Origin of the sequence: Peribacillus sp. TH27, from assembly GCF_016650915.1 — a bacterium.
In the GTDB taxonomy this organism is placed as follows: Bacteria; Bacillota; Bacilli; order Bacillales; family DSM-1321; genus Peribacillus; species Peribacillus butanolivorans.
The window spans coordinates 1,085,249-1,110,858 of record NZ_JAEKEV010000002.1 but is presented as its reverse complement, the minus strand read 5'-3'; the positions used below and the strand labels follow the sequence as shown (position 1 = coordinate 1,110,858).

Annotated in this window: 24 protein-coding genes and 1 pseudogene; 14 read left to right on the top strand and 11 right to left on the bottom strand. The window is 33.8% G+C overall.

The window, feature by feature from the left end; genetic code table 11:
- Window positions 1–37: 37 nt before the first annotated feature.
- Together JFU24_RS06635 and JFU24_RS06630 are read left to right on the top strand one after the other, a co-directional pair.
- The gene (locus tag JFU24_RS06635) at window positions 38–370 is read left to right on the top strand and encodes a hypothetical protein (RefSeq protein ID WP_201221166.1); all 333 of its coding nucleotides are present in this window, start codon (window positions 38–40) and stop codon (window positions 368–370) included.
- Between the two features lie 541 nt (window positions 371–911).
- Window positions 912–1,250, top strand: coding sequence for a YolD-like family protein (locus JFU24_RS06630; RefSeq protein WP_201181278.1), 339 nt, complete (start codon window positions 912–914; stop codon window positions 1,248–1,250).
- 309 nt (window positions 1,251–1,559) lie between these two features.
- Here JFU24_RS06630 and JFU24_RS06625 read toward each other — a convergent pair whose 3' ends face one another.
- The 5 genes from JFU24_RS06625 to JFU24_RS06610 form a co-directional block, all read right to left on the bottom strand.
- Window positions 1,560–1,895, bottom strand: a complete 336-nt coding sequence (locus tag JFU24_RS06625; protein WP_201181276.1) for an S-Ena type endospore appendage — start codon at window positions 1,893–1,895, stop codon at window positions 1,560–1,562.
- A 181-nt stretch (window positions 1,896–2,076) separates the two neighbouring features.
- The gene (locus tag JFU24_RS06620) at window positions 2,077–2,415 is read right to left on the bottom strand and encodes an S-Ena type endospore appendage (RefSeq protein WP_201181274.1); all 339 of its coding nucleotides are present in this window, start codon (window positions 2,413–2,415) and stop codon (window positions 2,077–2,079) included.
- Between the two features lie 211 nt (window positions 2,416–2,626).
- On the bottom strand, window positions 2,627–3,001 hold the full coding sequence (locus JFU24_RS06615; RefSeq protein WP_201249752.1) for an S-Ena type endospore appendage: 375 nt from the start codon (window positions 2,999–3,001) through the stop codon (window positions 2,627–2,629).
- A gap of 821 nt (window positions 3,002–3,822) precedes the next feature.
- Complete coding sequence (locus JFU24_RS30165) at window positions 3,823–4,197, bottom strand: transposase (protein WP_342214740.1); 375 nt, start codon at window positions 4,195–4,197, stop codon at window positions 3,823–3,825.
- Complete coding sequence (locus tag JFU24_RS06610) at window positions 4,191–5,183, bottom strand: transposase (RefSeq protein WP_242485293.1); 993 nt, start codon at window positions 5,181–5,183, stop codon at window positions 4,191–4,193. The genes JFU24_RS30165 and JFU24_RS06610 overlap by 7 nt, the downstream gene beginning before the upstream one ends.
- A gap of 1,498 nt (window positions 5,184–6,681) precedes the next feature.
- Between JFU24_RS06610 and JFU24_RS06605 the strand changes: the two genes are divergently transcribed.
- The 5 genes from JFU24_RS06605 to JFU24_RS06585 all read left to right on the top strand — a co-directional run bounded on the left by JFU24_RS06605 (window position 6,682) and on the right by JFU24_RS06585 (window position 10,682).
- On the top strand, window positions 6,682–7,005 hold the full coding sequence (locus JFU24_RS06605; protein ID WP_201249751.1) for a hypothetical protein: 324 nt from the start codon (window positions 6,682–6,684) through the stop codon (window positions 7,003–7,005).
- Window positions 7,006–7,598: 593 nt separating this feature from the next.
- The gene (locus JFU24_RS06600; RefSeq protein ID WP_053345473.1) at window positions 7,599–7,805 is read left to right on the top strand and encodes a hypothetical protein; all 207 of its coding nucleotides are present in this window, start codon (window positions 7,599–7,601) and stop codon (window positions 7,803–7,805) included.
- A 189-nt stretch (window positions 7,806–7,994) separates the two neighbouring features.
- On the top strand, window positions 7,995–8,339 hold the full coding sequence (locus JFU24_RS06595; protein WP_053345474.1) for a hypothetical protein: 345 nt from the start codon (window positions 7,995–7,997) through the stop codon (window positions 8,337–8,339).
- Window positions 8,340–8,755: 416 nt separating this feature from the next.
- Entirely contained in the window at window positions 8,756–9,178 is a 423-nt protein-coding gene (locus tag JFU24_RS06590) for a hypothetical protein (RefSeq protein WP_201249750.1), read from the top strand.
- Window positions 9,179–10,247: 1,069 nt separating this feature from the next.
- Window positions 10,248–10,682, top strand: a complete 435-nt coding sequence (locus JFU24_RS06585) for a protein-tyrosine phosphatase family protein (protein WP_201181267.1) — start codon at window positions 10,248–10,250, stop codon at window positions 10,680–10,682.
- A 668-nt stretch (window positions 10,683–11,350) separates the two neighbouring features.
- Here JFU24_RS06585 and JFU24_RS06580 read toward each other — a convergent pair.
- Window positions 11,351–11,926 carry a hypothetical protein gene (locus JFU24_RS06580; protein WP_201249749.1) on the bottom strand — a complete coding sequence of 192 codons (576 nt, stop codon included), beginning with the start codon at window positions 11,924–11,926 and terminating at the stop codon, window positions 11,351–11,353.
- Window positions 11,927–11,947: 21 nt separating this feature from the next.
- Window positions 11,948–12,346 (bottom strand): hypothetical protein, encoded by a 399-nt coding sequence (locus tag JFU24_RS06575; protein ID WP_201224976.1) that lies wholly within the window; start codon window positions 12,344–12,346, stop codon window positions 11,948–11,950.
- 771 nt (window positions 12,347–13,117) lie between these two features.
- On the opposite strand from JFU24_RS06575, the gene JFU24_RS06570 reads away from it, so the two are divergent.
- The 3 genes from JFU24_RS06570 (at window position 13,118) to JFU24_RS06560 (ending at window position 17,939) form a co-directional block, all read left to right on the top strand.
- Window positions 13,118–16,153 carry an efflux RND transporter permease subunit gene (locus JFU24_RS06570; protein WP_201224975.1) on the top strand — a complete coding sequence of 1,012 codons (3,036 nt, stop codon included), beginning with the start codon at window positions 13,118–13,120 and terminating at the stop codon, window positions 16,151–16,153.
- Window positions 16,154–16,612: 459 nt separating this feature from the next.
- Window positions 16,613–17,263: a DsbA family oxidoreductase gene (locus tag JFU24_RS06565; protein WP_053345480.1), complete on the top strand. Its 651-nt coding sequence runs from the start codon at window positions 16,613–16,615 to the stop codon at window positions 17,261–17,263.
- 73 nt (window positions 17,264–17,336) lie between these two features.
- The gene (locus JFU24_RS06560) at window positions 17,337–17,939 is read left to right on the top strand and encodes a nitroreductase family protein (RefSeq protein WP_056523889.1); all 603 of its coding nucleotides are present in this window, start codon (window positions 17,337–17,339) and stop codon (window positions 17,937–17,939) included.
- Window positions 17,940–18,360: 421 nt separating this feature from the next.
- On the opposite strand, the pseudogene JFU24_RS06555 reads toward JFU24_RS06560, so the two are convergent.
- A pseudogene (locus JFU24_RS06555) lies at window positions 18,361–19,387 on the bottom strand (serine hydrolase domain-containing protein).
- 493 nt (window positions 19,388–19,880) lie between these two features.
- Here JFU24_RS06555 and JFU24_RS06550 point away from each other — a divergent pair.
- The 3 genes from JFU24_RS06550 to JFU24_RS06540 all read left to right on the top strand — a co-directional run bounded on the left by JFU24_RS06550 (window position 19,881) and on the right by JFU24_RS06540 (window position 20,720).
- Complete coding sequence (locus JFU24_RS06550; RefSeq protein WP_201249748.1) at window positions 19,881–20,186, top strand: flavodoxin domain-containing protein; 306 nt, start codon at window positions 19,881–19,883, stop codon at window positions 20,184–20,186.
- Window positions 20,187–20,414: 228 nt separating this feature from the next.
- On the top strand, window positions 20,415–20,570 hold the full coding sequence (locus tag JFU24_RS06545; RefSeq protein WP_083450699.1) for a Fur-regulated basic protein FbpA: 156 nt from the start codon (window positions 20,415–20,417) through the stop codon (window positions 20,568–20,570).
- A 3-nt stretch (window positions 20,571–20,573) separates the two neighbouring features.
- Window positions 20,574–20,720, top strand: a complete 147-nt coding sequence (locus tag JFU24_RS06540; RefSeq protein WP_152952254.1) for an FbpB family small basic protein — start codon at window positions 20,574–20,576, stop codon at window positions 20,718–20,720.
- A gap of 452 nt (window positions 20,721–21,172) precedes the next feature.
- Here the strand turns inward: JFU24_RS06540 and JFU24_RS06535 are convergent, their stop codons facing one another.
- Entirely contained in the window at window positions 21,173–21,484 is a 312-nt protein-coding gene (locus JFU24_RS06535) for a CotD family spore coat protein (protein WP_098177553.1), read from the bottom strand.
- 1,089 nt (window positions 21,485–22,573) lie between these two features.
- Complete coding sequence (hutG, locus tag JFU24_RS06530) at window positions 22,574–23,518, bottom strand: formimidoylglutamase (protein WP_201249747.1); 945 nt, start codon at window positions 23,516–23,518, stop codon at window positions 22,574–22,576.
- 115 nt (window positions 23,519–23,633) lie between these two features.
- Here hutG and JFU24_RS06525 point away from each other — a divergent pair, with 115 nt between their 5' ends.
- Window positions 23,634–24,533, top strand: a complete 900-nt coding sequence (locus JFU24_RS06525) for a LysR family transcriptional regulator (protein WP_201249746.1) — start codon at window positions 23,634–23,636, stop codon at window positions 24,531–24,533.
- Window positions 24,534–24,828: 295 nt separating this feature from the next.
- Here the strand turns inward: JFU24_RS06525 and JFU24_RS06520 are convergent, their stop codons facing one another.
- Window positions 24,829–25,467 carry a hypothetical protein gene (locus JFU24_RS06520; protein WP_201249745.1) on the bottom strand — a complete coding sequence of 213 codons (639 nt, stop codon included), beginning with the start codon at window positions 25,465–25,467 and terminating at the stop codon, window positions 24,829–24,831.
- Window positions 25,468–25,610 lie beyond the last annotated feature (143 nt).

Sequence of the window (25,610 nt, the reverse complement as noted above, 5' to 3'; positions counted from 1 at the left end):
TCTAAATCAAATAAAGAATTGGGGGGAATTACTAAAAATGTATGATTTAATAATAAATGAAGATATAAATGCAAATTATTTAAGAAGAATTGCTGTTGGTGTTGGTGGTATTGGTCACATCGGAGGTTTTGGTCATGTCGGAGGTTTTGGTGGTGTTGGTCACGTTGGTCACGGTAGTGGTGTTGGAGGTAGTGCTGGTGGAGCTCCAGTTGGAGGTGGAATTCCTTTTGAAGAAGGTCTTGCTGCAGGAGCGTTGTTTGCAGGACCCTATTATGGTGGCTATGGATATGATGGTTATGGATATCCAGGATATGCTCCCTACCCATACCCATACCCATACCCCTACCCATACTCATACTACCCTTATTGAGAAAAGAAGTTAGTGGCTAAGAGCAACTATGAGAGAGCGAATATGAAATTGTATAGATACTTCTAATTTTAAGGCCCTTCTCATTAGAGAGAGGCTTATTTCTGTTTAAAAAGGCAAATCATCCTCAATTATAGGCCTACCCTTCTTAATTAACTCCGTAATATCATTGTCTCCGTTATAAACCACTTTATCTATCCTGAAATCTTTACTAGAACCAAATTCATTTTGAATCTGTTGAATCCACTCGTAGGCTGCAATTGCAGCGGCCCAATCAGGAGCTTTCTTAAATCCCGAATTAGCGACTGGGGAATCCTCCAAATCTGCAAAAAATTAGTTTCTTTTGTATGTAAGTACCATCTATATTTAACATTCATATTCCCATCAATCAATGGCCTGTAATAACGCCAAGTAATAAAATTAAATAACCATAAATAATGTTAAGTTCAATGGAATGCAATTTCCTTAATTGGGGAAGAGATTTTTTTACTTTCTAAAGAACGTGTGCTCGTTTGTAATGATTAAAAAGGGAGGTCCTCTTAAGATGTCTATTCGTGACCGAGGAATTCTAAAGTGGCAAGTAGCCTTAATTTTACCTGAGCATAAAGCATTTCAAAAGCAAATGAACGAAGACTATTTTAGACAAGAAAAACCAATTCTTGATGATTATCAAAAAGAAGAATATGAAAATCAAATTCATTACTCGATGGAAAACCATTTGCCGATAAAGTTTCAATTATATAATAAGAGGTTTCCTAGAGAATTACAGGGTCATAGTGTATACATAAACTCAATTAATAAATTGTTACATATTCAAAAGAAAGATAATTCATTTGAATATATTCAGTTTGATGAGGTTATTGGTGTGATCGTAGAGGATTAAAAAAAGTCCTTCTCATAGTTGAGAGGAGCCTGTTTTTCTGTTAAAGAAGGTTGTGAATTTTCTGCTTGACCATTGGCGCAGATTCTTCTGTAGCTCTTTGAAATATAGGTTAAACAAATTTATGCTATAACTCTTGATAAACGTACAAAAGCATGTTTTGAGAAAAGATTGTTTATTTTTGTGTTCCTTCATCAACTCGAACAAATCATATTTGCACCAGAACCCATTTGCTAGTGAGGATATAGCAATTTTAGTAGGTTGATTAACTGATTATGAGTCTGAATTTCCTGGGGCAGCACTTAAAGTGTTTTAAGCTAGAATACACTTGTATAGCGTCAGACTGTATGTCCCACTTGTTCCTGCGGGCATTTGAATAACAAAAGAAATCGGATTTTGTACAGTTTTACCAATCGTATTTCCTGGTGGTACTGGCCCGATCGTAGTTGTAACAGGAGCTGTTGATGAATTGACTGTACCTGTTACAGTTGAAACGCTTGCAGCAGAATTAAAAATCTCAAAAGTCCCTTCAATGTAAGCACCAACGGGAGCAGTAAATACCGTCTCATCTACTACTCCAATTGTTGGACCATTAAAATTACCACAAATGCTTTCTTGATATCTGAGCAGGAGGACAACAAGAGTCACTAAAACACATTGTATATTTCTCCTTTCGAAAAATTTTTTCCAGATACGTTTTATCTGTGCGATACTTAATCTTCATTCCTGTAATAGAGTATGAAAGATTTATAGAAATTTCTTATATATCTTGTCCGTTTTAAAAGATATAGAGTAATAACTTAGAAAAAGGTATTCCTTTATATCTTTATTACGCTAGAACACGCTTATACAAATTGATACAATATGACCCACTATCTCCAGCACCTGCTGTAATAGTAAAACTAGTAGGTTGATTAACTGATTGTGAGTCAGTATTTCCTGGAGCAGCACTTAAAGCTATTGCTGGAGTTGATGTCCCCGTAGCCGTTACTGTAGCCGTACTAGAAGCTGAGTTGAAAATTTCAAAAGTTCCTGAAGAATAAGCGCCTGCTGGAGCAGACCATATTTCAACACCTGCTAAAGGTCCGTTAAAATTACCACAAATTTTTTCTTGAAACACCTGTGCAGGAGGGCAGCAACCTCCGTTAATTCCATTTGAACCACACATTATGAATTCCTCCTATTTACTATTAAACAGCTTGTATTAGCCATTCAGTATTATAGAATGTAAATTTTGCAATCTTGCAACTGACATGAGTGTAACATTTGCTGAATTATTTTTATTTCATTAAAAGAACTAGAAAAGGTGGAAGGCAATTTCCCTTAAAAATGAGGAATACAGGGGAAGGATAAAGAATAGAATAGAACCCCTTGAGGTCTTATTTATCTTTTTTATGTTTACGTTGGTCATCACAAATAACAGGAAAGCATACTTCCAAAAAATATTTCCCCTCAGTTCTCCCTGTGTCTATCCTAAATACGATAATCGATTCGGCAGCATCTACTGTTGCTGAAAGCGTATTGCCAGAAGGAACGGAGAATTCAACTGGGCTTCCATCATTTCGAATCACGAGAACCTGAACCGATGCAGTGCTCATAGCGCTATTGAATACAGAGATTGTTACGGTAGCGTCCATCGCAATTCTCGCTTTCCAAATTTCTAGACTCGGAACCTGCTCGGTCAATAACAGATTACCACATGTGCTATTGCATACAATTGGTACTGACATTTCTGTAGGTACATTTACTTTCACTTTGATTTTTTTCTCGACTTTGCATTTGCATTTTTTGTGCCCACAAACTCTACATTTTTTATGCTTGCATCTGCATTTACTGTGCTTGCAATCTGAACATTTTTTTTGTTCACTCAAATTACTAGCACCTCCTAATTCAAGTTACTATATTTCTATTAACATACTGGACAAGTTGCCTGTACTTATAGCTCGAACAATGGTTTTATGATTAAAAATGGGACTACTTTTGGCGTATTTATGGGAATCACGTTACTTCATTTAAAATGTTTGCTATTGGATTAAGTGATTTGCTTCAAAAATGGAGGTTGCTGAATTTATAAAAACAAATCATGAAGACCTATAGGTGAACCCATAAAAAACATTAGGTGATCCGAAATATAATTGACAACCATCTGACCACATAATAAAAATTAAAAGGTGAAAAAACTTAATGGGAATTTGTATACAATCTATCTAAAACCTTATTAAATAAGCATATATGTATCATTCTGAAAAAGTAAGAAAGGCGAAGATATGTTCCGCACATAAGTTCACCCATGAGAACGCGAACAATATATGTCAACTTATTAATAACTAAAACCCTTGGCGCCTTTCGTGTCAGGTTTTTTTATTTTGTGGGCAGATTTTCCGGAAATATATTAAATAGATAATTGCCCATCGATTGCCCACCAACGTGAGCAAAAAAAATACATCAATTATTCTATTGATGTATCAGTTTGTAGACAAAAGGGGTTCGGAATGTTTTAATTCCGGACCCCTTTTGAAATTCCCTTTGAATTTTGCTCAAGAATAAGAGATTGGGCCTCTACGAGCCCACTTTATTAAGCCATTCTTGGACCTTGCCATGTCCAATTGGCTATCTTCTTTAAATTCATGGCAGCGAAAGTAAGCATCGCCTGCATCGACAATTTTTTAAGTCCCCTTAAAGTAGTCCAACGCATACCATGCTTTTCTTTTGCATCTGCGAATACACGCTCTATTGTTTCTTTACGTTTCGCATATATAGGTTTTACATCCTTGTGATGACGCAGATGATCTGCTTCTTCCATATAATTTTGCCAGATATGGCGTGTCACCACTTTTTGATTGTCTTTGCTTACTGTACACTGTGATAAAAATGAGCATGTCGCACAAGTGTGTTTGGGTGATTTGTACTCGCGATAGCCCTCTTTATTTGTTGTTGAGTACTTTAAAATCTCGCCCGATGGGCAGAGATAACAATCAAAATGTTCATCGTAAACATAGTCATGCTTGCGAAAGAACCCTTCTTTTGTTCGTGGACGTGTATAGGGTAAAGCTGGTGTGATTTCTTTCCCAAAAAGGTAGCTTGTAATGGCTGGTGTTTTGTAAAGTCTGCATCTGCGGCAACAGCTTCAGGTTTTCCAACTTTCTCAATCACTTGTTCAACAAGAGGCTCTAAGATATGACTATCATGCGTATTTCCCGGTGTTACAATCGTCCCCAGCACAAAACCGTTGCGGTCCGCAGCCGCATGAAATGAATAGGCAAACTGTTTTGTTCGTTCATCTTTTACATAGTAGCCACTCTCAGGGTCAGTTGTACTTTCTTTAATTTCTTTGGTTTCTTCTTTATCAAATTTATCCGGTGGAAAAGGCTTCTTTCCATTGTTTTCACGATCTTGATTTATTTCTTCTTGAAGGCGTCCTTGATATGCTCGTGTTTCCTTACGAACGATTTTCTTTTCGAATTTTCGCTTATTCGCACTGGCTTTCACATGTGTTGAATCAACGAATACGTGCTCTGCACTTATTAACTTTCTTTCTGAAGCTGTCATTAAGATACGATAAAAAATCCGTTCAAACAGGTCTGTATCTTTAAAGCGACGCTCATAATTTTTCCCGAACGTTGAGAAGTGAGGTACTTTATCATGGAAACCGTAACCTAAAAACCAACGGTAAGCCATATTCGTTTCAACTTCTTCAATCGTTTTACGCATCGAACGAATACCGAAGGTATATTGAATGAATGTCAATTTAACTAAAATAACTGGATCAATACTTGGGCGCCCTATCTCTGAATACATATCTTTCACCAAGTCATAAATGAAAGTGAAGTCAATGGCCCCCTCAATTTTACGAACCAAATGGTTCGCTGGCACCAGTTGATCCAAAGTAATCATTTCAAGTTGATCTCGCTGAATAGAATTATGTTTCGAAAGCATCGTCATCACCTCAAGTTTTAATACTTCTATATTAAAACAAAAAGGACTGTAGGCAAAAGTGGTTATATCTAATTGTTAAAACAAAGTTGATTGGAACGGAAGGTGCGAGACTCCTGCGGGAAATGCGTGTCCAAGGGAGACCCCACAGGCGCAAAGGCGCCGAGGAGGCTCCCTGACCGCCCGCGGAAAGCGAGTGCCTGGAGTGGAAATCAACGTCGAATTTTTACAACCCCTCAAAAAAACTGTAGACAAACTCGATTTTCATCGAGTTTGTCTACAGTCTGATACATCAATTATTCTATTGATGTATTTTTCAAACTTGTCCATGTTTGTCTTTTCTATCTTTTTGCTTATATGTGCGTTAACATCAGAAGTTATAGCAAGGCTGCCATAACCTAATCTTTCCTGAATATATTTCATATCTGCTCCAGCTTTAAGTAGGGGCACCGTATGTGTATGACGTAAGGATAGGCAGAGAAGGCAACTCAGATTTTTTTAATATACGACTGAATGCATTAAATAAAATAGACTTTGGCATGAAGCTACCACCATCTATGCAAAGTACTAGATTTAAATCATGGTGGTGTAAATGATTCAAGGTTAGTTTTTATTGATTTTGATGCATATGATGATGTTGAATTACTTGAGTAAGTGTTTGGCTAATTTTTGGTTTACCCCTAATATAGTAATAGCATAGAAGTTTTGAAAGAGACCTCTAATATTATGGGGAATTATGAGATCGGAAAAGTGGGGATAATTACTAAATCTTTAAAAAAATCTGGGGGGCAGGTTAAGAACTGATATAAGAAGTCCACTATCGTGGAACCGTTTTTCTAAAAATACTAATTTGTTAAAAATGAGGTGATGAGATGATGAAGCACATATTATTATTTGTTGTTTTATTAATGGTTTCCTATTTTATTTTAGACTTCACTTTTATTAAGGCTGTTCTTTATTCAATTATTATGGTGATTATTGTTAGTTTGATTTATTTTTTTGATAAGCATAGAAATATGGATTCGCATTAAAAAAATAGAAATTGAGATTAAAAGTAAAAATTTAGAGGGTGATACAAGGCATAGATAAACTTGTCTGTCCAAAATCCTCTAGCCATTGAAAAAACCCCGATTTCACAATTTACCTAATAAAGATTCTCCATTCACTCAAACATATTTGCTTAAGTGTGAACCGACGACTGGAAAACTATAACACACTGTAAAAAGTTATTTCTCTTTGCCTGTAAGTTGACCTCAATTAATGATCATGTTCTATCACCTAAATAAAATTCAAATAACTCCTCACATCTATTTCTCAATCAAGGGTTAAAACTAACAGGACCTCTCCTACCGAGAGGGGGTATTATATTTCTTGATAAATGTAGTTAGTAACAAGAAGTAAAACTCCACGAATGTACATATTTCTAGGTAATGAACCTAAACATCTTCTTTATCTTTACATAATCTAAATCAAATAAAGAATTGAGGGGGATTTACTAAAAATGTATGATTTAATAAAAAACGAAGATATAAATGCAATTGATTTAAGAAGAATTGGTTTTGGTGGTGGGGGTCACTTTGGAGGTTTTGGGAGACCATTTGGTTTTGGGAGACCATTTGGTTTTGGGAGACCATTTGGATTTGGGAGGCCATTTGGATTTGGGAGACCATTTGGTTTTGGATTTCCTTTTCTAGGAGGTCTTGCTGCAGGAGCGTTGCTTGCAGGGCCCTATTATGGTGGTGGATATGATGGCTATTATGGATATGATTATGGATATCCAGGATATGCTCCATACCCAGCCCCATATTCATACTACCCTTATTGAAAAAGAAGTTAGTGGCTAATAGAAACTTTGAGAGCGCCTATATGAAATTGTACAGATACTTCTTATTTTAAAGCCCTTATCTTTTAAGAAGGGCTTATTTTTATTTAAAAAGGTAAATCATCCTGAATTATAGGTGTAACCTTCTTAACTAACTCCGTAATATTATTATCTCCGTTAAAAACACTTTTTTTCCTGAAATCCTAACTAGATCCGTATTCACTTTGAATCTGCTGAATCCATTCGTAGGCGGTAATTGCAGCTGTACAATCTGGATCATTCTTGTAGTGTGAACCGACGACTGGAAAACTCCACTCTGTAAAAAATATTTCCCTTTGCGTGTAAGTTGACCTCAATATTAATGTTCATGTTCTATCACCTAAATAAAATTTTAATAACTCCTCACATCTATTTCTCAATCTAGGATTAAAATAATTATGTATTTCTTCGTATCCATACCGACTAATTAGACTAGTGATCTTACGAGAGATATAGCTATTTATAATGCTGATCAGTAATTTGATAGAGCTGTCAGGAGGAAATAAGCAGGAAATTATCTCCTAATATCGAACTGTTAGATAAAGGAGATGGTAAAAATGAATCTGAGAGTTAAATATAGGCTTTTTATTCATGTTGACGGAGGTCTTACTCCCGAGAAATATGACCGATACGAGATACTAAACGTCAGAGAAGATATTGATCCTGATGATACTAAGGATTACCAAGAACTTAATATAAAGTTAGGAAAGTCGATTAATCGGCCTGTAAATGAATTTAAAATGAAAAGCTTTGAACCAATGTAGGAGCATCCTTGCGATGGTGTTTTTTACTTGCAGGAAATTATCTCCTTTAGTCGAAATGTTGTTTGATTAAGGCATAGAAAATTTATAATAAGCAAAGGGACGGCACTCATGAAGAGAGAGTCGTCTTTTTATGGATAAAGAAGGAAATAACCTGTCGTTTGGAGAATATGACGAGAGGGGGTGGGATAATTGCGACAAAATAGTGAACTGGTTTTAACTAAAGAGGATATTTTAAGAATGATTGTTAAACACCTTGATGTATTCCCGTTAACTAGTCTAGAGGCTATTAGAGAAGTGATTAGGAGTTCTTTAAAACAACAAGGCTTAATATTTGGGGTAACTGAACATTCAGGTGGCGGTACTATAACCAATAGAGAAAGAATATCAGATGAAGATACCCTTTTAATTAATGATTGTATTTATGACCTTTTATATACTCGTGTTATCACGCCTGGTATTAATGATGATAATCTTGATTTACCTTGGATTCATGTTTCTGATAAAGAGAAACTCAAAACATACCTAAATGAATAGTAATCATTTTAGTTCAAAGCACTCATTTCATTGGGTGCTTTTGCCTTTTTTAATAAAAGGGGATTATCTCTTTTGTCAAATTGAGTAGGCGACAGGAGTTGATGACACGAATACATTGAAACTTATTTATGTAATATTAAATGATCTTGAAAAAAACGAGGAGGAACGACCAAACTTAATAAATTATTAATGTTGCGTGAATCAGTAATAATCAAACTTGGTGTCGGTTTGGGCTGGGCTATACCTACGTTAAAAGGATGCAAGTCTAGAAGAGAATATTTAATAAATTTAAAATTATGGCTAGAGAAATGAGAGACTTTTTAAAATGATAATTCGAAAGCATAATAATGGGTGCTTTTCATTTGCAGGAAATTATCTCCTTGTGCCGAATTTATAGGACAAAGGGAGTTGATAAAATGGATAGTAGTCAATTATCAATTTTTACATTGGAAACACTAAAAAATCACAAAACAAGTACAGGTGTTAGTGTAACCCAATTTTTAAAACAAAAACATCCTAATGGTGATTGGGTAGTAAATAAGGATGAAATAGGTTATTACGTAAAAGTAGCACATTTAACAATGAAATATCGATGGAAAATAGTTGGTGAAGTTATAGAGGCTATTAATGGTAGAGCTGTACAACTTACACCAGATTTACATCCAAATAAAGTTAATATAGACGCTATAAGAGAAAAGGTCCAATTAATGATCTATGATTTTGTTAGAAATACCTTTGGAGAGATTGAAAGCATGGAAGAATCCATTAAAAAAGCTTCTGTAAAATTCAATCTTACTGAAAAAGAGGTTGAGGCAATATATCTATCCAGAGAGGTTTAAACTTAAGTTATACTTATACCTTTTAGAAGCAAGTGCAATTATAACTAAATAAAACTGCTCCCTAAGTAAGGGAAGGTAAAAAGATGTAGGATGATTTAGTCTATGTTTTCACAAACTTTTCTAGGAACCACTTAGAATTACAAGGTGCTTTGTAAGTACTAGCTAAGGAAAAATCGAGATTGCAAAAGCTCTAAATTCAAAGGGGATTTCGAAATAGTCAATGGATTAAACCAAGTACACTAGAAGTCTTCTTAGCAACAATGAATCTAATGTGAAATGAGATTCACAAGCAGTTCGCAGCTCATACATCCCGATTTCATTTATAAGCAGCCATACTAATTGGGTATGGCTGCTACTATTCCCTTTTTATTTTTTCGGGATTGTGAAGGGTGGTTAATGTTTTGTAACCCGTAATAATTCTTAAAGCTCTTCAATTTCCACTTCAGAGTAACCTCTAAAGATTAAAAATCTTCTTTTCTATTTGAATTTTTACAAGTATCTAATATCGGCTTTTTCCTTTATAGCAGGTTTTCAATAACTCTTTAGCGCGTTTAGCAGATATCTCATATTCAAATTCACATACATCAATATCATCTTCAATGTGTTCGTAGAGGTAATTAATCATTTCTATGAAAGACCTAAAGATTACAGTTGTTTTATTCGCTTCGATGTCTTATAAAAGTTATTTCTGGTTTAATTTTATTTTTTCTATACAATCCACGTATGTCTATCTCCCGAGATGGTAAAGAAATTTTCTTCTTTTATCTCCCATTTGTTTAATAAATATTTTGATTCATATATTCCTTCATTCTTTTAAATTCAGTATAAAAAATCAATGGCAATATGATCATAAAAATATACGAATTTGCATGACTATTATTCATGGAGGTATCAAAATATGGAGGGAATTACCACTTAAAAGAACTACACTAGAAGACTTTCCCTCTACTAAGTAAACAAAGCTTAGGTCTTCTCGTTCTCTAAAGTCGAGGGTGATTTTTTAAGAATACTAAATTGTATTCCATCATAATATGCATTAGTTAAAAATATGGAGTAGGTGGCCATGTAAATGGGTTTTGTGGAGATGATACCAGGACGATTGTACATTGGAGGACGAATTTCTTCCGATGATTGGGGTTTTGTTCAGAGAAATATATCAGTCATCGTGAACCTACGTACGAAACCTGATCGTCCTCCATTTGATTTTTCAAGAAGAATAATGATATGGGTTCCTATTACTATATGGGTAACTCCTAGTTTAGAATTGGTCGATAACTTGATCAAACAGCTTAATCAATTGTTTGACCAGGGCTATCGAATATTAATTCACGATACTTTAGGAATACAACGATTGGGCTTTATCATTACTGCATTTTATATGCAAAAATATAGATTAAATCGAGAAGAGGCCCTTTACTTGGTTAAACAAAAAAAACCTGATATAAAACCCACTGAAAACTATCTGCAATTGCTAACTCAGTATGAAAATTATTTAAACCTGTAAGAAAAAGACCCATGTATGTACTTATCACTGTCAAATAGACAGTTATAAAAAAAGACTATATTCAATCGGAGCTCGATCATTTAGTCGTTTTTGGAACTTGTATGATAAAAAACTAGAAGCTCTTGGTATTATCCGCCAGATAGCAATGAGGAGAAAAAATATGCTGCAGATTGCTAATGCCATTATTATTCAACCAGTGAAAGTTGAAATGTCCGGTCTTTAAAACAACTACACTTGTGAATCTTAATTTAGATAAATCTTTAGATGCAGCTTTTTTCACACTGAAGCTGCCTTATTTACTGTTGATTTCCCATGCTTTTTTATAGCGTTTTGTATATCAATCAGGCAATTGCAAATGAAAACTAAAGATCTTTCATAAAAGTTGAATAAAATATAGGGATGGGATTTTTTTTATTCATAAAAGAACGTTTGTTCGTGTGTGTATTTGATGAAATTCAGCATTTTTTCATTAGAGAAAAAGAGCTAAATAGCAAAAACTCCTTATGAAAGGAGTATAATAATTTATTAAATATATAAAGGTTTTTTAGGGACGAAATATAATTGCTATATACAAAGGGAACTGCCCATTATGTCGAATATTCATTATAAATTTCCTACAAACTGATAGCTATTTATATTATCACGTTTTGTTGAACACAAAATGATTGTTATTGGTGATAATTAGGATAGATGACGTTTTGTAAGAAAATCACTTCTCTTTTTAGGGATTCGGAAACTTGGAGTAATGAGTTCACATCCTTTTGCAATGAGGTGATTTGATTTTCCATTTTCCTCATTTTCCTACTTTGTTCCTTTGCTTCTTGTTCTTCTTTTTTTTCTAATATAGCGGATTGTTCTATTTCAATCGCGACACCACTTGATGAAACTAAGTCACCAATTGTAATTATAATGGCACCTATTAAAGCTAATGCAAAGCCTACATTTGATTCTGAACCAGAACCTGAATCTGAATCTGAATCTGAACCTGAACCTGAACCTTTTCCTTTTCCTTTTCCTTTTCTTGAACTTGTTCCTGAACCTGTTCCTGCTCTTGATGTATCGGGGTTTTCTAAACCCTCTACTTCTTCAATTTCTTCTACCTCTTGAGCTTCAACTGCAATCCCAAGAACAGTAAGAATGTTTCCTATGTTAACAATCAATGAACCAAATAAATCAATCTTATCTCCAATATTAGTAGGTAAGGAATTTAAAATATGATCTTCTTCGGGTTTCCACTGGTTCAAAACTTCTCACCTTCTTGGCTGTTACTTTATTTTTTTAAATAAGCTCAATGTTGCCACATTTAGCTCTTGTTCGATGTCTTTTAATTTGGAAATTGCATTTTGTATATCGTCTTCATTCAATTCTGTTAGGGTTTCATTATCAATTCTCCATAATAAATTATTCAAACAATCTAAAATTTCCTTGAATGATTTTATTAATAACCCATGTTCCCCATCCAAAATATATGGGGGAACAATAGTCTCTAGAGATTGGACACTACACTGTCCTACACTAATCGCATTTTTTAAATCTATACAGTACTGGTCATAATCAGAAATTATTCCATCAATATAAGTAGGATGTACCATATTAGAGATATAAACTAAATTTCCTCCCACCAATTGTAGAGTTTGCCCGTATTTCTTTAAATTTCTTCTCATATAATTTCCTCCTGATAACCAAAACACATTGGGCTTTTATCTTTGATAATGTATGCGATGGAAATAAAATGGTTCAAATAAAAATAAGGGTTCATTTGTATAAAATAATGATAAAAACTCTTCTCATTTGTGAGGGCTATTTATGCTAATGTTCCCCTGTAAAAATGGGGATTTTCCCCCTACAGCATGTTAATACCTTTCATCACTGTTTGAAACATGGATGGGGAGTTTTCAAGGAATCGCGACAAAGTATTCGGATAACTGCTCCTATTGATACCGTTGGCCCGAATTGGGTAAGAACTTGGTTTTCATCAGTTAGCTAATGCAAATTCAATGGGGTATGTTCGTTGATGCGATAAATAAATAATATTGGGCACTGGTTTAGATACATTTAAGAAAATAATGAATATTGGATGTATACGATAGGTGGCAAATGAAGTATTAATTCATTTGAACGAAGCTAAAGAACATTGGGAAAAAAGTAGTTTTTGAGACAATTCTTATTCAGTTAACGGGTAGCGTAATTAAATAAGGAACACGAAAATTATCAATCTTTTTTATTAAAGAATATTCGATTAAATATTATAAGAGCAGGTTTTGAACAATCATTTTTCAAAACACGCTCTTTTCTATGTTCGTTTATTAAGGGAGCATTAATTTAAAATAAATTTTATTTCAAAACTAAAAATTTTACTCACTTACATTAGTAATATATGGTATTATTTAAAATGGTATTATTTTCTAAAATATGCAATCTGGGGTGGAATTTACATGGAGTTTTTTACTAAGTGGTCGTTTAAGAACAAGGCAGCTGTTTCATTAGTAACCATTTTTATTTTGTTGATAGGAGTTGTTAGTTATTTTAAACTGCCTATGGAATTTTTACCATCTGCTGATAATCCACAAGTTACGATTGTCACAATGGGGCAGGGCACTGATTCGAAAACGATGGAAACGCAAGTTACAGATCCGATAGAAAGGGTTGTTACAGGAGTAAAAGGAAAGAGTTCAGTATACTCCACTACTGGAGATGGATTTTCAAAAGTAGATCTATTCTTTGAATCGGGATCTGATATGAAACAAGCAAAACTTGATGTTCAAGAGGCTTTAGACAATGTAACATTGCCTCAAAATATTGCAAAGCCTACTGTTACACAGCTTAATACCTCAATGATTCCTATTTCATTTATTGCTGTGACTTTTAAGGAAGGATTAACAGCTGAAAATCTAGACTTTGCTAAGAAAGAATTAGAGCCTCTATATAAAGATATTAAAGGAGTTTCAGATGTACAGACATTTGGAGTTTCTCAATCTGTTCTTTCAGTTAAAGTGGATAATAAACAATTGGCTAAAAAGAAAGTCTCCATTCAAGATGTAATGAGCGTCCTTAACGGTCAGAATACAGCTCTAGCCGTTGGCGAGAAGGTGATTGATGGGAAGACAAGTAATATTAAGGTTATCGGTGATTTAACGAGTATTGAAAAATTAAAAGCGCTAAAGGTCACTTCAAAGGTCACGCTAGGAGAGATAGCAAAAGTTGACGAAGCGAAGAATGGTAACCTCATTAGTCGTTTTAACGGAAAAGAAAGCATTGATATAAGCATTATTAAGGACAGCCAATCAAATGCTGTCACAATCAGTAAAGAAGTTGAAAAAGTATCAAAAGAAATTAATGAAAAGTATCCTGACCAGAAATCAACTATCTATTTATCTACAGCTGATATGGTGGAGACTTCTGTTCAGACGATGGTTAAAGAAGTGCTACTTGGTGCACTATTCGCCACTATTGTGATTATGGTCTTTTTACGAAATGTACGGTCTACATTTATTACAATCGTATCCATACCGTTATCTCTTGGCTTCACGTTATTTTTGCTGTCATTGTCAGGAGTGACGTTAAATATATTGACGCTAGGCGGTGTCGCTGTAGCGATTGGTCGCTTGGTGGACGATAGTATTGTTGTTATTGAAAATATTTTCCGGAAAATGCAACAAGAGAAGATTTCAATCCAATTGGTTATGGATGCAACAAAAGAAGTAGGAGTGGCGATAACAGCTTCAACACTTACTACTGTAGCCGTCTTCTTGCCAGTAGCTTTATTGAACGGAGGGCTTCAAGAATTTCTACTGCCTTTTGCTTTAACGGTCACTTATTCTTTGCTAGCTTCTTTAATTGTAGCATTAACTGTTGTTCCGTTAATGAGTGCAGGATTGCTGAAGAAAGCGAAGTTGCCAAAACATCGACCAGCTAAGCGTTTTACTAAGTTGGTTACTTGGTCATTAAACCATAAATGGATGGTCTTGATTGTTGCATTGCTGTTGTTTGTCGGTTCAATTGGCACATATTTTGCTATGCCAAAAGGAGCAATTGATAATTCTTCAGCTGACTATGTCTCCGTGACGTTAACTTATCCAAATGATCAGCCCTTTGATAAAGTAAAAGAAAAAGCGATTGAACTCGAAGAAACGATTCAAGATATGAGTGAAGTGGATAATGTGTTCATGCAATTAGGAAACTCTGCCGAAGCGGCTCAATATGGCGCTGTCACATCACCTACAGAAGCGACTTTTGGTATCTTAGTGAAGGATAAAGCAAACATAGATACAATCTTGGGGGAAATCGAAAAGCAAAAAGAAAACTATCCTGATGCGAAGCTTACTGCCACCGCTTCTTCATTTATGATGGGGGCATCAAAGACGAACATTACGATAGACGTGATTGGCAGTAATGTTGAAGATTTGGAATCGACAGCCAATAAGATCAAACAAAATATTCAAGATATTAAAGGAATTGAAGATGTTACAACGAACCAAGACGAAAAGAAAACCATTTATTCATTCAAGGTAGATCCGGCTAAAGGCAACACAGAACAAATAGGGCAACAACTTGGTATCATGCTTAATAGAACCCCAATAGGCAATATTACCTTGGAGGATAAGCAGACACCTGTAGTCCTTGAACCAATCTTAGATCCTAAAAAACCAAAGGATTTAAAGAATATTCCTATTATGACAGATGGTGGTTTAGTCCCGGTGTCAAAAGTTGCTTCTTTAAAGAGTGAAGAGAGTGCAACTACCCAGTTCCATAAAGACGGAGAAACGTATCTTCAATTAACTGCAACCGTAGATCCGGCTAAGCTTTCTGATATTGCAAGCAAAATAAATCTTGAGATTTTTGGAGACAAGGAGAACAAAGGCCTTGCTATTCCGAAAGATGTAGATATATATGTTGGAGGAGCTAGCGCTCAGCAAACAGATGATTTTACTGATTTGTTCCTTACCATGTTAATATCTATAGGCATTGTCTTTCTAATCATGGTTATAACATTTAAATCAATTAAAGCACCGGTCGCGATTTTATTTTCATTGCCGTTCGCTGCTATTGGAGCAGTGTTAGGATTGGTTATCAGTCGAATTCCAGTGGATATTACAGCACTGTTGGGTGCGCTTATGTTAATTGGAATTGTGGTGACAAACGCGATTGTGCTTCTGGATCGAGTCAAACAAAACGAACAAAAAATGATTATTCGTGATGCAATTATTGAAGCAACGGCTACAAGATTCCGTCCGATTATTATGACGGCTGTAGCAACCATTTGTGCAATGCTGCCTCTTTTATATAAAAAGGCAGAAACAGGAAGTCTGGTTTCACAAAGCTTAGCCATCGTTGTCATTGGCGGGCTAGCTGTTTCTACACTGCTCACACTTATCGTCATTCCATGTATATACGAATTGCTACACTATAAAAAATCGAAAAAACAGAGAAAGAAAAAGAGAGAACCCGTTAACGAACACATCGAGATGTAAGGAAGCTTAATAAAAAAGTTTGTAGAGAAAGCGACGCTTTCTTTACAAACTTTTTTTTCTGTAAAATGGATATAAAACTTACAGTTACAAGAGCCAGTCAAAGAATAGGGAAGATGGCCTTTAGATTCTTTGTCTGTTTTTCCTGTAGTCCTTTAGATTCAGCGTAGATATATATCAAAATACATATGATCATCTCATGCTTTTTAAATTTTATTTAAAAAATAGTTGACTTCCGTTCAACCTGTAACTAAAATAGTTACAGCAGAGGTGATAAATAAAACAACCGCAAGAATCAATGGAACAAGTAGTTACATCACTACTAAATCAAATAATGCTTGCACAGTGAATGTGTAGTTAATCAATTGCATTCTATATTGTAGAGAAAGCATATTTTTTTACCTTTATTGTAACTAATTAAGTTACAAGTGGAAACTATTGATAAAAAGAGAGGATTATAATATGACTGTAAAAATTAAAGCTTATTCTGATTTCATTTGTCCATTTTGTTTTTTAGGAAAAGGTCCTTTAGATGAAATCGTAAAGGAAAAAGATGTAGAAGTAGAATGGATGCCATTTGAATTGCGTCCGAGTCCATATTCCAAAATTGATCCATGGCAAGAGCCTGAAAAATTGAATTCATGGGATTCTTATATTCTTCCTACTGCGAAAAAGCTCGGAGTCGATATGCGTTTACCACGTGTTTCTCCACATCCATATACACATTTGGCTTTTGAAGGGTGTCAGTTTGCAAAGGAGCATGGAAAAGGGAATGAGTTCCACAGCAGAGTGTTTACGGCATTTTTTCAAGAGGAACAAAATATTGAAGATATTGAAGTATTAACAAAATTAGCAGGTGAAGTTGAACTGCCTGAGGATGCTTTTAGAGAAGCGTTAGTGTCACGTAAGTATCGCGAAGTGCATCAAGAAGCTCTAAAGCATGCTTACGAAGAAGCTAACATTATGGCTGTTCCAACGTTTATTATTGGTGATGAAGTTATTCAAGGACTAGCTAGCAAAGAAAGGTTAGCACAAGCCATTGAGAACGAAGCAGAAAAAAATAAACAAAATGAATTTGATGGCTTGCAATGTGATATGAAGGGAAATTGCTAATAACGGTTTAAACTATTAGAAAAAATCTATGAATATATAATTTTAAAATTAAACATAATTTGGAGGAATCAAAATGTCAGTAACTAAAACAAATTTAAAAGACGCAATCATCAATCGTCGTTCCATTCGAAAGGTGAAAAAGAACGAAAATATTACGAAAGAAAGAATCAATGAAGTATTAAAAACCGCAATACATGCACCATCTTCATTTAATATGCAAAGTGGACGTATAGTGGTAGTGATGAATGACGAGCATGAAAAGTTTTGGGATATTGTAAAAGAAACACTTCGTTCTCGTGTTCCAGAAGAGAACTTTGGAGCGACTGTAGAACGATTACAAGGATTTCGTGATGGAGTAGGTACAATTCTATTCTTTGAAAACCAAGAAACAATAGAGCAAATGCAAGATAAAGCACCATCATATAAAGAACAATTTCCATATTGGTCCCATCAAGGAAGTGCAATGTTGCAGTATGCAATATGGATGTCTTTATCAGCAGAAGGTATTGGGGCATCTTTACAACACTATAATCCAATTATTGATGAAGAAGTAAAGAAAACTTGGGATATTCCAGGAAAATGGAGTTTAGTAGCCCAAATGCCATTTGGTGAGCCGAATGAACAACCGGGAGAAAAAACCTTCTTACCTTTCGAAGATGTTGTGAAATTTTATTAATACAAGCAAGTATATGAAGGAGAAAACATGTCAAATTTACAATTTGAAGTCTTTACAGAATCTACGTCAGCATATCAAGCAGATTTTGGTACATGTTTAGGAACTTCAAAATAAGAAAATAGTGAAATTTAATCAATATGTGGATAGTCATGTTGTTCAAAAGGCTATTACAGTCTAAAAAGATCAAGTTTCTTAATGTAACATTCCAACCATTAAATAAAAAGAGCCTGTTTACTTTTAACGTAGTAAAAACTGGCTCTTTTTTTGGCGGCATTTGCTAAGCTGGATAGTAAATTAGTAAGGAATTTTAAGAACTGGTGATCTATCAGCTGAAGAAAGGCATCTCATAATTAAATTAATTGTAAACAGACCACCATTTAAATTTTAGATGGTGGTCTGTGCTTATCATTGATAAGAGTTATTATCCAAATTTTATATAGTTAGTTTCAATTGTCTGCGATATATCGTATGGCCCCTCATCTTTATTTGAAGGTATGACTGTTGTAATTCCAGACTGCGGATAATAAGAAGAGTTAAAACTGACACCTGGGTCATAACCCATGACATGATATTTACAAATTGTATTATCCTTCTTACTTATCCAAATCCCGTATCCATAATATTCTTCGTCCTCCTCACAAATGTGAGGGGCCAAAAGTAGATGGGTTGTCTCTTCTTTTAAAAGTTTATAGCTAAGTAGAGCTTCCCAAAACTTCATCATATCAGGTGCCGTAATAAATGCTCCTCCATCTGCCCCACCTTGAATTGGGACGGCATAATTATTGGTTTTCCATGTTCCAGCGTCCTCTAAATGTATATAGCCAATTGCGGTATTTTTAGGTAGTCTATCTAAAGAGAAATAACCAGAATCATGCATATCACACTTTGCAAAAAGATTCGTTTCTATATATTTAGTAAAACTTATACCTGTTTGTTGCTCAATAATTAGTCCTAATAGAATATAGCCAGCATTATTATAATGAAACCTTTCTCCAGGAGTAAACATCATCTTATTATTTTGAAACATAGGTAAAAAATCAGATAAACTTGTTAGTAGGTACATCGGTTTTTCTTTCCAAAGGTCTTCAAAATTCTCTATTACAGCTTCATCAAAATAATCAGGTATCCCTGAACTATGTGTTAGAAGATGGTGGATCGTTATATTTTCATCAAAATTTGGAAAATCAAGGTCTAAGCAATCTTTAAGCCTTGTTTCGAAAGCAATATCTCCTTTTTCTACTAACTGACAAATCGCTACAGCTGTAAACAATTTACACCCAGAAGCGATTCCAAACTTAGTGCTAATTTTATTTTTTATTTCATCAGCTCTGTTAGAAAAACCAAAGGCTGACTTCATAAACGCAATTATTTTTATTCTTTATTAAAATAACACCAGAAAAGTCTATCTTACTTGTTAAATCTACTATATCTTTATTTATATTTATCATAAAAACACATCCTATATCTGATTTACCAATCTTTTTTACTGAGTAATTATTAGCTACTATTTTAATTAACTGTTCCAGGACTCCTAGTAATTTTATCACATTATTTTTATCAAATGGAATTATTTACTAAATCGATGAGATATCCTAGCGATTTAACTAATACTAATAAAGGAGGGGTTATTGAAAAGTTCAAGTGAAAATCTACTAGGATTGCTTGAGGTGGTTGAGTCTTTGTTGCACCTTGATAGTTGAAGCCAGACATATTTTTAGTTGTTATCGTTGTTAACCTATTGTCCATTGATGATACTTTGGCAAAGAACCTTGAAGATCATGGAGTGTTATGTCTTCCTTTTTTTGTTGTAGAAATATAATTTCAGTTTTGATGTTCTTTCTGCATAGAATTAGTTTGGAGATAAATAATTGACAATGAGAATCATTTTCATTTATATTAAGTGTATACTGAAAGTGATTCTCAATTAGGTGGGTGATATAGATGAAGGTATTCATTGGCTACGTTAGTTTATCCGGTAATACCGAGAAAATGGCTGTAATCATAAAGAATAGAATGAAGGCTGCAGGCTGTAAAGTATATATGGAAAGATTGGACACGCTAGAAGTAGATACCTTAAAGGATTTTGATTTGGCCTTTATTGGATTTTATACATGGAATAAAGAAGATTTGCCATATGAAGCAAACGAATTTTATGAAGAAATAGAACAAGTAGATTTTCAAGGAGTAAAAGTCGCATTTTTTGGTGCCGGCGACTTGACCCATACAAAACCTTGTGCAGAGCAATAAATATTCTTTCCGATAAAATGAAGGAATATGGTTTTCATGTATTTGAGAAAATATTAAAAATTCATCAAGAAAGCTCTACATATGATCAACTAAAGAAATGCGAAGATTTTGCAGTTTATGCTCTTATATGGGGAAACAAGAGGAAAAAATGGCGATTTCTCTCGTGGAATCGGGTGCTAAGCATCCCGAAATGCTAAAAGTTTGCATATTTGTAAAGGAGGCCGCTTGATGAATACGCAATTAAGTATAAAAGGAGAAGTAAAAAAAGATCAGCTTATACAAGAACTTCTGAAATTTGGGATATTTAAAAAATATAATAAACAACTATATGAACTTCCAATTGTTGTCCTCCAAAAAGAATTCAATCACTTAAGAGGTGAATAAAAAATGTCTAGAAAAAGGAAATCTTTTAATGAACTACTCAAAGAAAACCGCGAACATTTGTTGCATGACAAAAGTGAGTTGGAACGAATTTTTACAAAAATAGATCAAAAAGCGATTGTTGAGTTAAAAAAAGATCAAGTACAATCATAATAGACAATGACTTAAACATCGTTTGATAAATAGTTAAACAGTTTATAAAAATGATGAACCGAAATCAAAATGTGATTTCGGTTTTTTTACTTATCGTGCATTTTTTCATGAATCCTAATACATATACCAACTGCTCGATAAATCTCCGGAAAAAATCCTCTATAAATTATTTAAGGGCTAAATGAGTATGTCGTTTAGGATCTTTTTTAATTACGTCTTAAGTACGTCGTTAAATCGAAAAATCATTGTTTAAGCCTATCTCTTTATAGAAAGCGTTCCTCTCCTACGAGCACAAAGGGTGACTTCATCCTTGCATATGTAAAAAGAATTGCAAAGTTAAAAGAGTATAAAAATGTGTAAGTGGTTGTTAAATTTGAAGATGAATAGAGAATAAAAACTGTGAGAAAAGAATGAGAAAACTAATAAAAAACCCCAAATAGGGGTTTATATAGTTAATATCTGAATGGTCTTCGCGGACAACAAGGAGGTTGTGGCACTCCACCAACAAACCTTTGAGTGTAACACTCATTCACTACAGATACATTATTTGGAGAATGATGTATATACTTTTTCACATGTCTATTAACGATTGTAGTATGTGTCGGATGAACAACAGGTATTACTGTGTTCGTGACATTGGTTTTAACAAATTGTTTTGTGGGTGAAATTTGAGGTGGACTATGCTGAATAGGAAAAGTTTGTGGCGGACAATATTGTGGTGGACATTGACCATTGTGTGCATTAGCCCATGTTCTATTATACATTTCAAAACCTCCGATTCTTATTTTATAAGTCATTGATAGTTTATGAAATGCAATAATAAATGGACTAGTATAAATGCCTCATTTCAAAACAATAACATCGAAAAGGTTAACTTTGAAAATTATCAAAAATATATAATTTTCATCTTGGTAATATTACTCAGTACGGCTAAAGCATAATAAAAATAACTATTCCGGATAAGAAATAGTTACAAAAGTTAATCGGGGTCTAAGGGAAATGCAAAAGAAAATTCTATCTATTGTCAGTATAAGTAGAGATCCAAAGGCGGTTCCAATGAACACGATAGACCAACTAACATCTATACTTTTTAAAAAAGCAGCCGTTTTGCATCTTTGGTTCTAGAAACAGAGAACATGTACATCCACATCTGTTTATTATGTGCCTAAAATGGAAGGGGGTATCGATTGAAGAGACGTAGTTATAAGAGGGTGAATTTGTGTAGGATTATCAAATCTAGTCTTTTAAGTTTAATCCACCTATAAGCGCAATGACATACGGAAAGCTATTTATTAGGCTAGCATTTAATTTGAATAGTGCCCTACTAAAACAGTAGACTAAGTTTCGAAACAAGTTTACGAATATGTAGAGCAAGATGCTGATATGGACACCTGGCCCCTTTTAATTTTTAGGTAATGTATGTAGGTTAAGGTGACCGATTTCTTGATTAATTTGTGGAGGGAACCAAAGAGGCAGTAATACTGTTACAGGTTTAAGCAATAATATACATCTTGCCTAAATTTTTCATGAGCAATCTAAAGGCTGTGGAATGGCTTTGAGCGAGTGATTAGCGCAAGCTTGACCCTATCCGTGTTGATGTGGTCACTTCTACATGCGGTACATTAATCAAACCCCACAGGAAGTCATTGATCGACTTCTAGTGAGGTTTTAATCTTTTGTTTAGCTTAAAAAACAAAAATTATGAACAAATTATCATTTAAATATATTTATACTGATAATTGGCAAAGCAAAAACATAAATTAGAAACGCACCTACTATAGGAACGATTAAGAGCGCTTTACTTGAAGGCCCATATTTAGCAGAGATTGATCTCGATCTCGATGGTCATATTATTATTTCTTGTCTACGCACATGAATACTTCATTTATTAGGTTAGCAGCTAGTTTTACCGTGCGATTATCATAATCTAATGATGGATTTACTTCACAGATATCAAATGAAATAGTTTTCTTATGTGAAGTAATTTTGCGAATTAATTCTCTAACTATTTTTCCAGAGAGACCAAATGAGGAAGGTGCACTAACACCTGGTGCTTCAGAAGCGTTTATAACATCCATACAAAGTGTTAATATAATACAATCATTTTGATTCATAAAATTTTGAATTTTCTCTTCATTTTCATTGGAAATCTCATTTACTAATTCTTCTTCATAAATCCAGGAACAGTTAAGTGAGGTAGCGGTGTTAAATAATTTTTTTGTGTTTCCATAACGTTGAATCCCAATAGGTAAATAACTTGCTTGACTATCATTGTCCAATATTTGTTTAAACATTGTTCCAGAAGAAGTCATTTGGTCATAAGAACGTAAGTCAAAATGAGCATCAATGTTAAGGATCCCTATTTTAACATTTGGTCCAACATACGACCTTACTCCTAGATAATGTCCATAAAAGGTTTCATGTCCGCCTCCCAAAATAACCGGAAACATATTTTTAGTTAATATTTTCTCAACGTGACTTCCTAATTCAGCTTGAGCTGCTTCTAACTGTTGATTTTCACAAATGATATTTCCAAAATCAACTAGACTATCTGTTGATTGGCCGTGCCAAGATAAAGAAGATAAGGATTTACGTATTTCATTTGGAGCTTCTTTGCTTCCAAGTCTTCCTTTATTCCTGCGCACGCCTTCCTCACAAGAGAATCCTATTATCCCGCATGAATCATTTGTTGATGTTTTTGAATGATCACTAACTATTTGATGAATTCTAAATTCATCTTTATCTATTAAACTATCTGTTCTGCCTTTCCATAAATCCATATTTGGTACTACATACATTTATTATCCCACCCTAGAAATTATTTATTTATTAGAGTATATCTGCTATTATTTATAATATCCAATACGTATTTTCAATATATTAATATAAAAAAACTATAAATGGGGTGCATTTTTGGATATTAGGCAACTAACTTATTTCATTTCTGTAGTAGAAAATAAGAGTTTTTCAAAAGCAGCAAAAAAATTGCACCTTTCTCAACCCTCGTTAAGTAATGCAATTACAAAATTAGAACATAATATTGGATTTCCTTTACTTGAACGGTCTACTCGTTCTGTTCGACTATCAGATTCAGGAGAATTATTCTATCAAAGGGCAATTGAAATATTAAAAAAATTCCAACAATTTGAAATAGAATCGGCAGAAATACAACAAGTTGGAAATAAGCAGCTGTCTATCGGAATTATTGAATCAACAAAACATTGGATATCTCAGGTAATTAGAGATTACAATAAACATCAATCAATAACTCATTATCAATTAGACGAAATATTAAGTAAAGATAATGTAATTAACGCATTACTAAATTATAAAAATCATCTTGTTTTAACAAATCAAGAAATTACTCACCAAGAATTAAATGTACAAAAATTATATTCTGAAAAATTATGTTTAATTGCAAATGTTAATCATGCACTGTTCAAGATACCGAATATTTCATTATCGGATATTCAGCCATACCCTTTTATTATATGTTCAGATGGATTTGAAACGAGGAATAACATTTTCAAAGCCTTTGAGGCCGAAAATCTTTCTCTAGATGTACAATTTTCCGTCGAACGCTTTGAAACAATTTGTGAACTAATTTCAAATGACTTAGGCATCAGTATCTTACCTGAACGATATTGTGAAAGTATAAATGATTCTAGATTGCATTTTGAATATTTGGATTCTTCATATTTTAACCGTACTGTGTATCTAGTTACATGTAAGAATCGTTTTGTTGCTCCACATGTTAACTTATTTATTAAACATATTTTTGATTTTCACAATCTCGAAGTCCCAATAGAGTAAAGCCTATTGAGGCTTTTTTGTCGTAAGAAAGCTATAATCCGAGGGTCCCATATGAAGTTCACATAATAGGGGTGGAGGATTAAGCACCTATAGAAGTATCTCGTTTGTAAAATGTTATTCCTGAAAAGTATGATTATTATCCCAAGTGATCTTGAAAAACACCAGTTTCATGTTTCTTTATATCATGAAACAATAATCCGAAGGGGGTAACTGGGATTTTTCGTATGTTGTCTCTAACAGCCCAAAATTAAAAGAGTAGCAATTGCTAATCTTTTAATTTTTAACCAGTCCTATTTTAATTTAATTCTAATTGAATTGTAGTAAAAATATTAGCATCATCGATCCATAAATAAACATTCTTACATTTGTGCGTGAAATATCTAATAGCAAAAGTATCTTTTAAAGAATCTTCTAAAGTCCAACTTGATAAGGCAAGAGAAATTATAGGACCCTGTGATGTGTTTTTTAAACAATCTAACACCTCATCGAACTCCATATCTTCGTATTTCTCTATAAATTCAGATAATATCTTGTATGATTTTTGAGGTCTCCATTCATATTGTGTGTTGTTAATTGTCCCATATAGATTTTTTATTATTGGATTTAAATTATTCGATCTGATCAAAGAGAGAGATTCTTGATTCGGCTTACTTAACATTATTTCTGATGGTAATTCATTTTCTAATACAATTTTCGTGTTGTCAAAATGCATAATAATTTCTTCTATTACTTGATTATCAATTCTATTATCGACAAATAACGAAGTAACACTCTTATCATCTTGAGAACCCAACAATAAAAAGAATTGAGTTAATAGTGAATATTTTTTTTGGATATTTGATTCGGGAATACATTCCCTGATCTTGAAATCTAAAAGACTGTTTGTATTGTCTTCAAACTGATTATTTGCTTCAAAAGGTTTCAACCATTCCAATATAGAAAACCACCTAGTATGTTTTTATTTTACCTCAAAATAACTATAACCATTTGCAATCGCTGAATAATGACCATTTTTTACTGTCATGAACGTTCCATCTAGTTTTGCACGATATTTTCCAGCAGACAATCTGTCAGATG

What these genes read in the sequence shown, in the direction of transcription:
- JFU24_RS06535 (WP_098177553.1), bottom strand. Translation starts at nt 21,484, where the DNA reads ATGTATAATAGAACATGGGCTAATGCACACAATGGTCAATGTCCACCA.
- JFU24_RS06590 (WP_201249750.1), top strand. Translation starts at nt 8,756, where the DNA reads ATGGATAGTAGTCAATTATCAATTTTTACATTGGAAACACTAAAAAAT.
- JFU24_RS06635 (WP_201221166.1), top strand. Translation starts at nt 38, where the DNA reads ATGTATGATTTAATAATAAATGAAGATATAAATGCAAATTATTTAAGA.
- JFU24_RS06630 (WP_201181278.1), top strand. Translation starts at nt 912, where the DNA reads ATGTCTATTCGTGACCGAGGAATTCTAAAGTGGCAAGTAGCCTTAATT.
- JFU24_RS06575 (WP_201224976.1), bottom strand. Translation starts at nt 12,346, where the DNA reads ATGAGAAGAAATTTAAAGAAATACGGGCAAACTCTACAATTGGTGGGA.
- JFU24_RS06550 (WP_201249748.1), top strand. Translation starts at nt 19,881, where the DNA reads ATGAAGGTATTCATTGGCTACGTTAGTTTATCCGGTAATACCGAGAAA.
- JFU24_RS06600 (WP_053345473.1), top strand. Translation starts at nt 7,599, where the DNA reads ATGAATCTGAGAGTTAAATATAGGCTTTTTATTCATGTTGACGGAGGT.
- JFU24_RS06610 (WP_242485293.1), bottom strand. Translation starts at nt 5,183, where the DNA reads ATGCTTTCGAAACATAATTCTATTCAGCGAGATCAACTTGAAATGATT.
- JFU24_RS06570 (WP_201224975.1), top strand. Translation starts at nt 13,118, where the DNA reads ATGGAGTTTTTTACTAAGTGGTCGTTTAAGAACAAGGCAGCTGTTTCA.
- hutG (WP_201249747.1), bottom strand. Translation starts at nt 23,518, where the DNA reads ATGTATGTAGTACCAAATATGGATTTATGGAAAGGCAGAACAGATAGT.
- JFU24_RS06585 (WP_201181267.1), top strand. Translation starts at nt 10,248, where the DNA reads ATGGGTTTTGTGGAGATGATACCAGGACGATTGTACATTGGAGGACGA.
- JFU24_RS06560 (WP_056523889.1), top strand. Translation starts at nt 17,337, where the DNA reads ATGTCAGTAACTAAAACAAATTTAAAAGACGCAATCATCAATCGTCGT.
- JFU24_RS06605 (WP_201249751.1), top strand. Translation starts at nt 6,682, where the DNA reads ATGTATGATTTAATAAAAAACGAAGATATAAATGCAATTGATTTAAGA.
- JFU24_RS06540 (WP_152952254.1), top strand. Translation starts at nt 20,574, where the DNA reads ATGTCTAGAAAAAGGAAATCTTTTAATGAACTACTCAAAGAAAACCGC.
- JFU24_RS06545 (WP_083450699.1), top strand. Translation starts at nt 20,415, where the DNA reads ATGAATACGCAATTAAGTATAAAAGGAGAAGTAAAAAAAGATCAGCTT.
- JFU24_RS06620 (WP_201181274.1), bottom strand. Translation starts at nt 2,415, where the DNA reads ATGTGTGGTTCAAATGGAATTAACGGAGGTTGCTGCCCTCCTGCACAG.
- JFU24_RS06565 (WP_053345480.1), top strand. Translation starts at nt 16,613, where the DNA reads ATGACTGTAAAAATTAAAGCTTATTCTGATTTCATTTGTCCATTTTGT.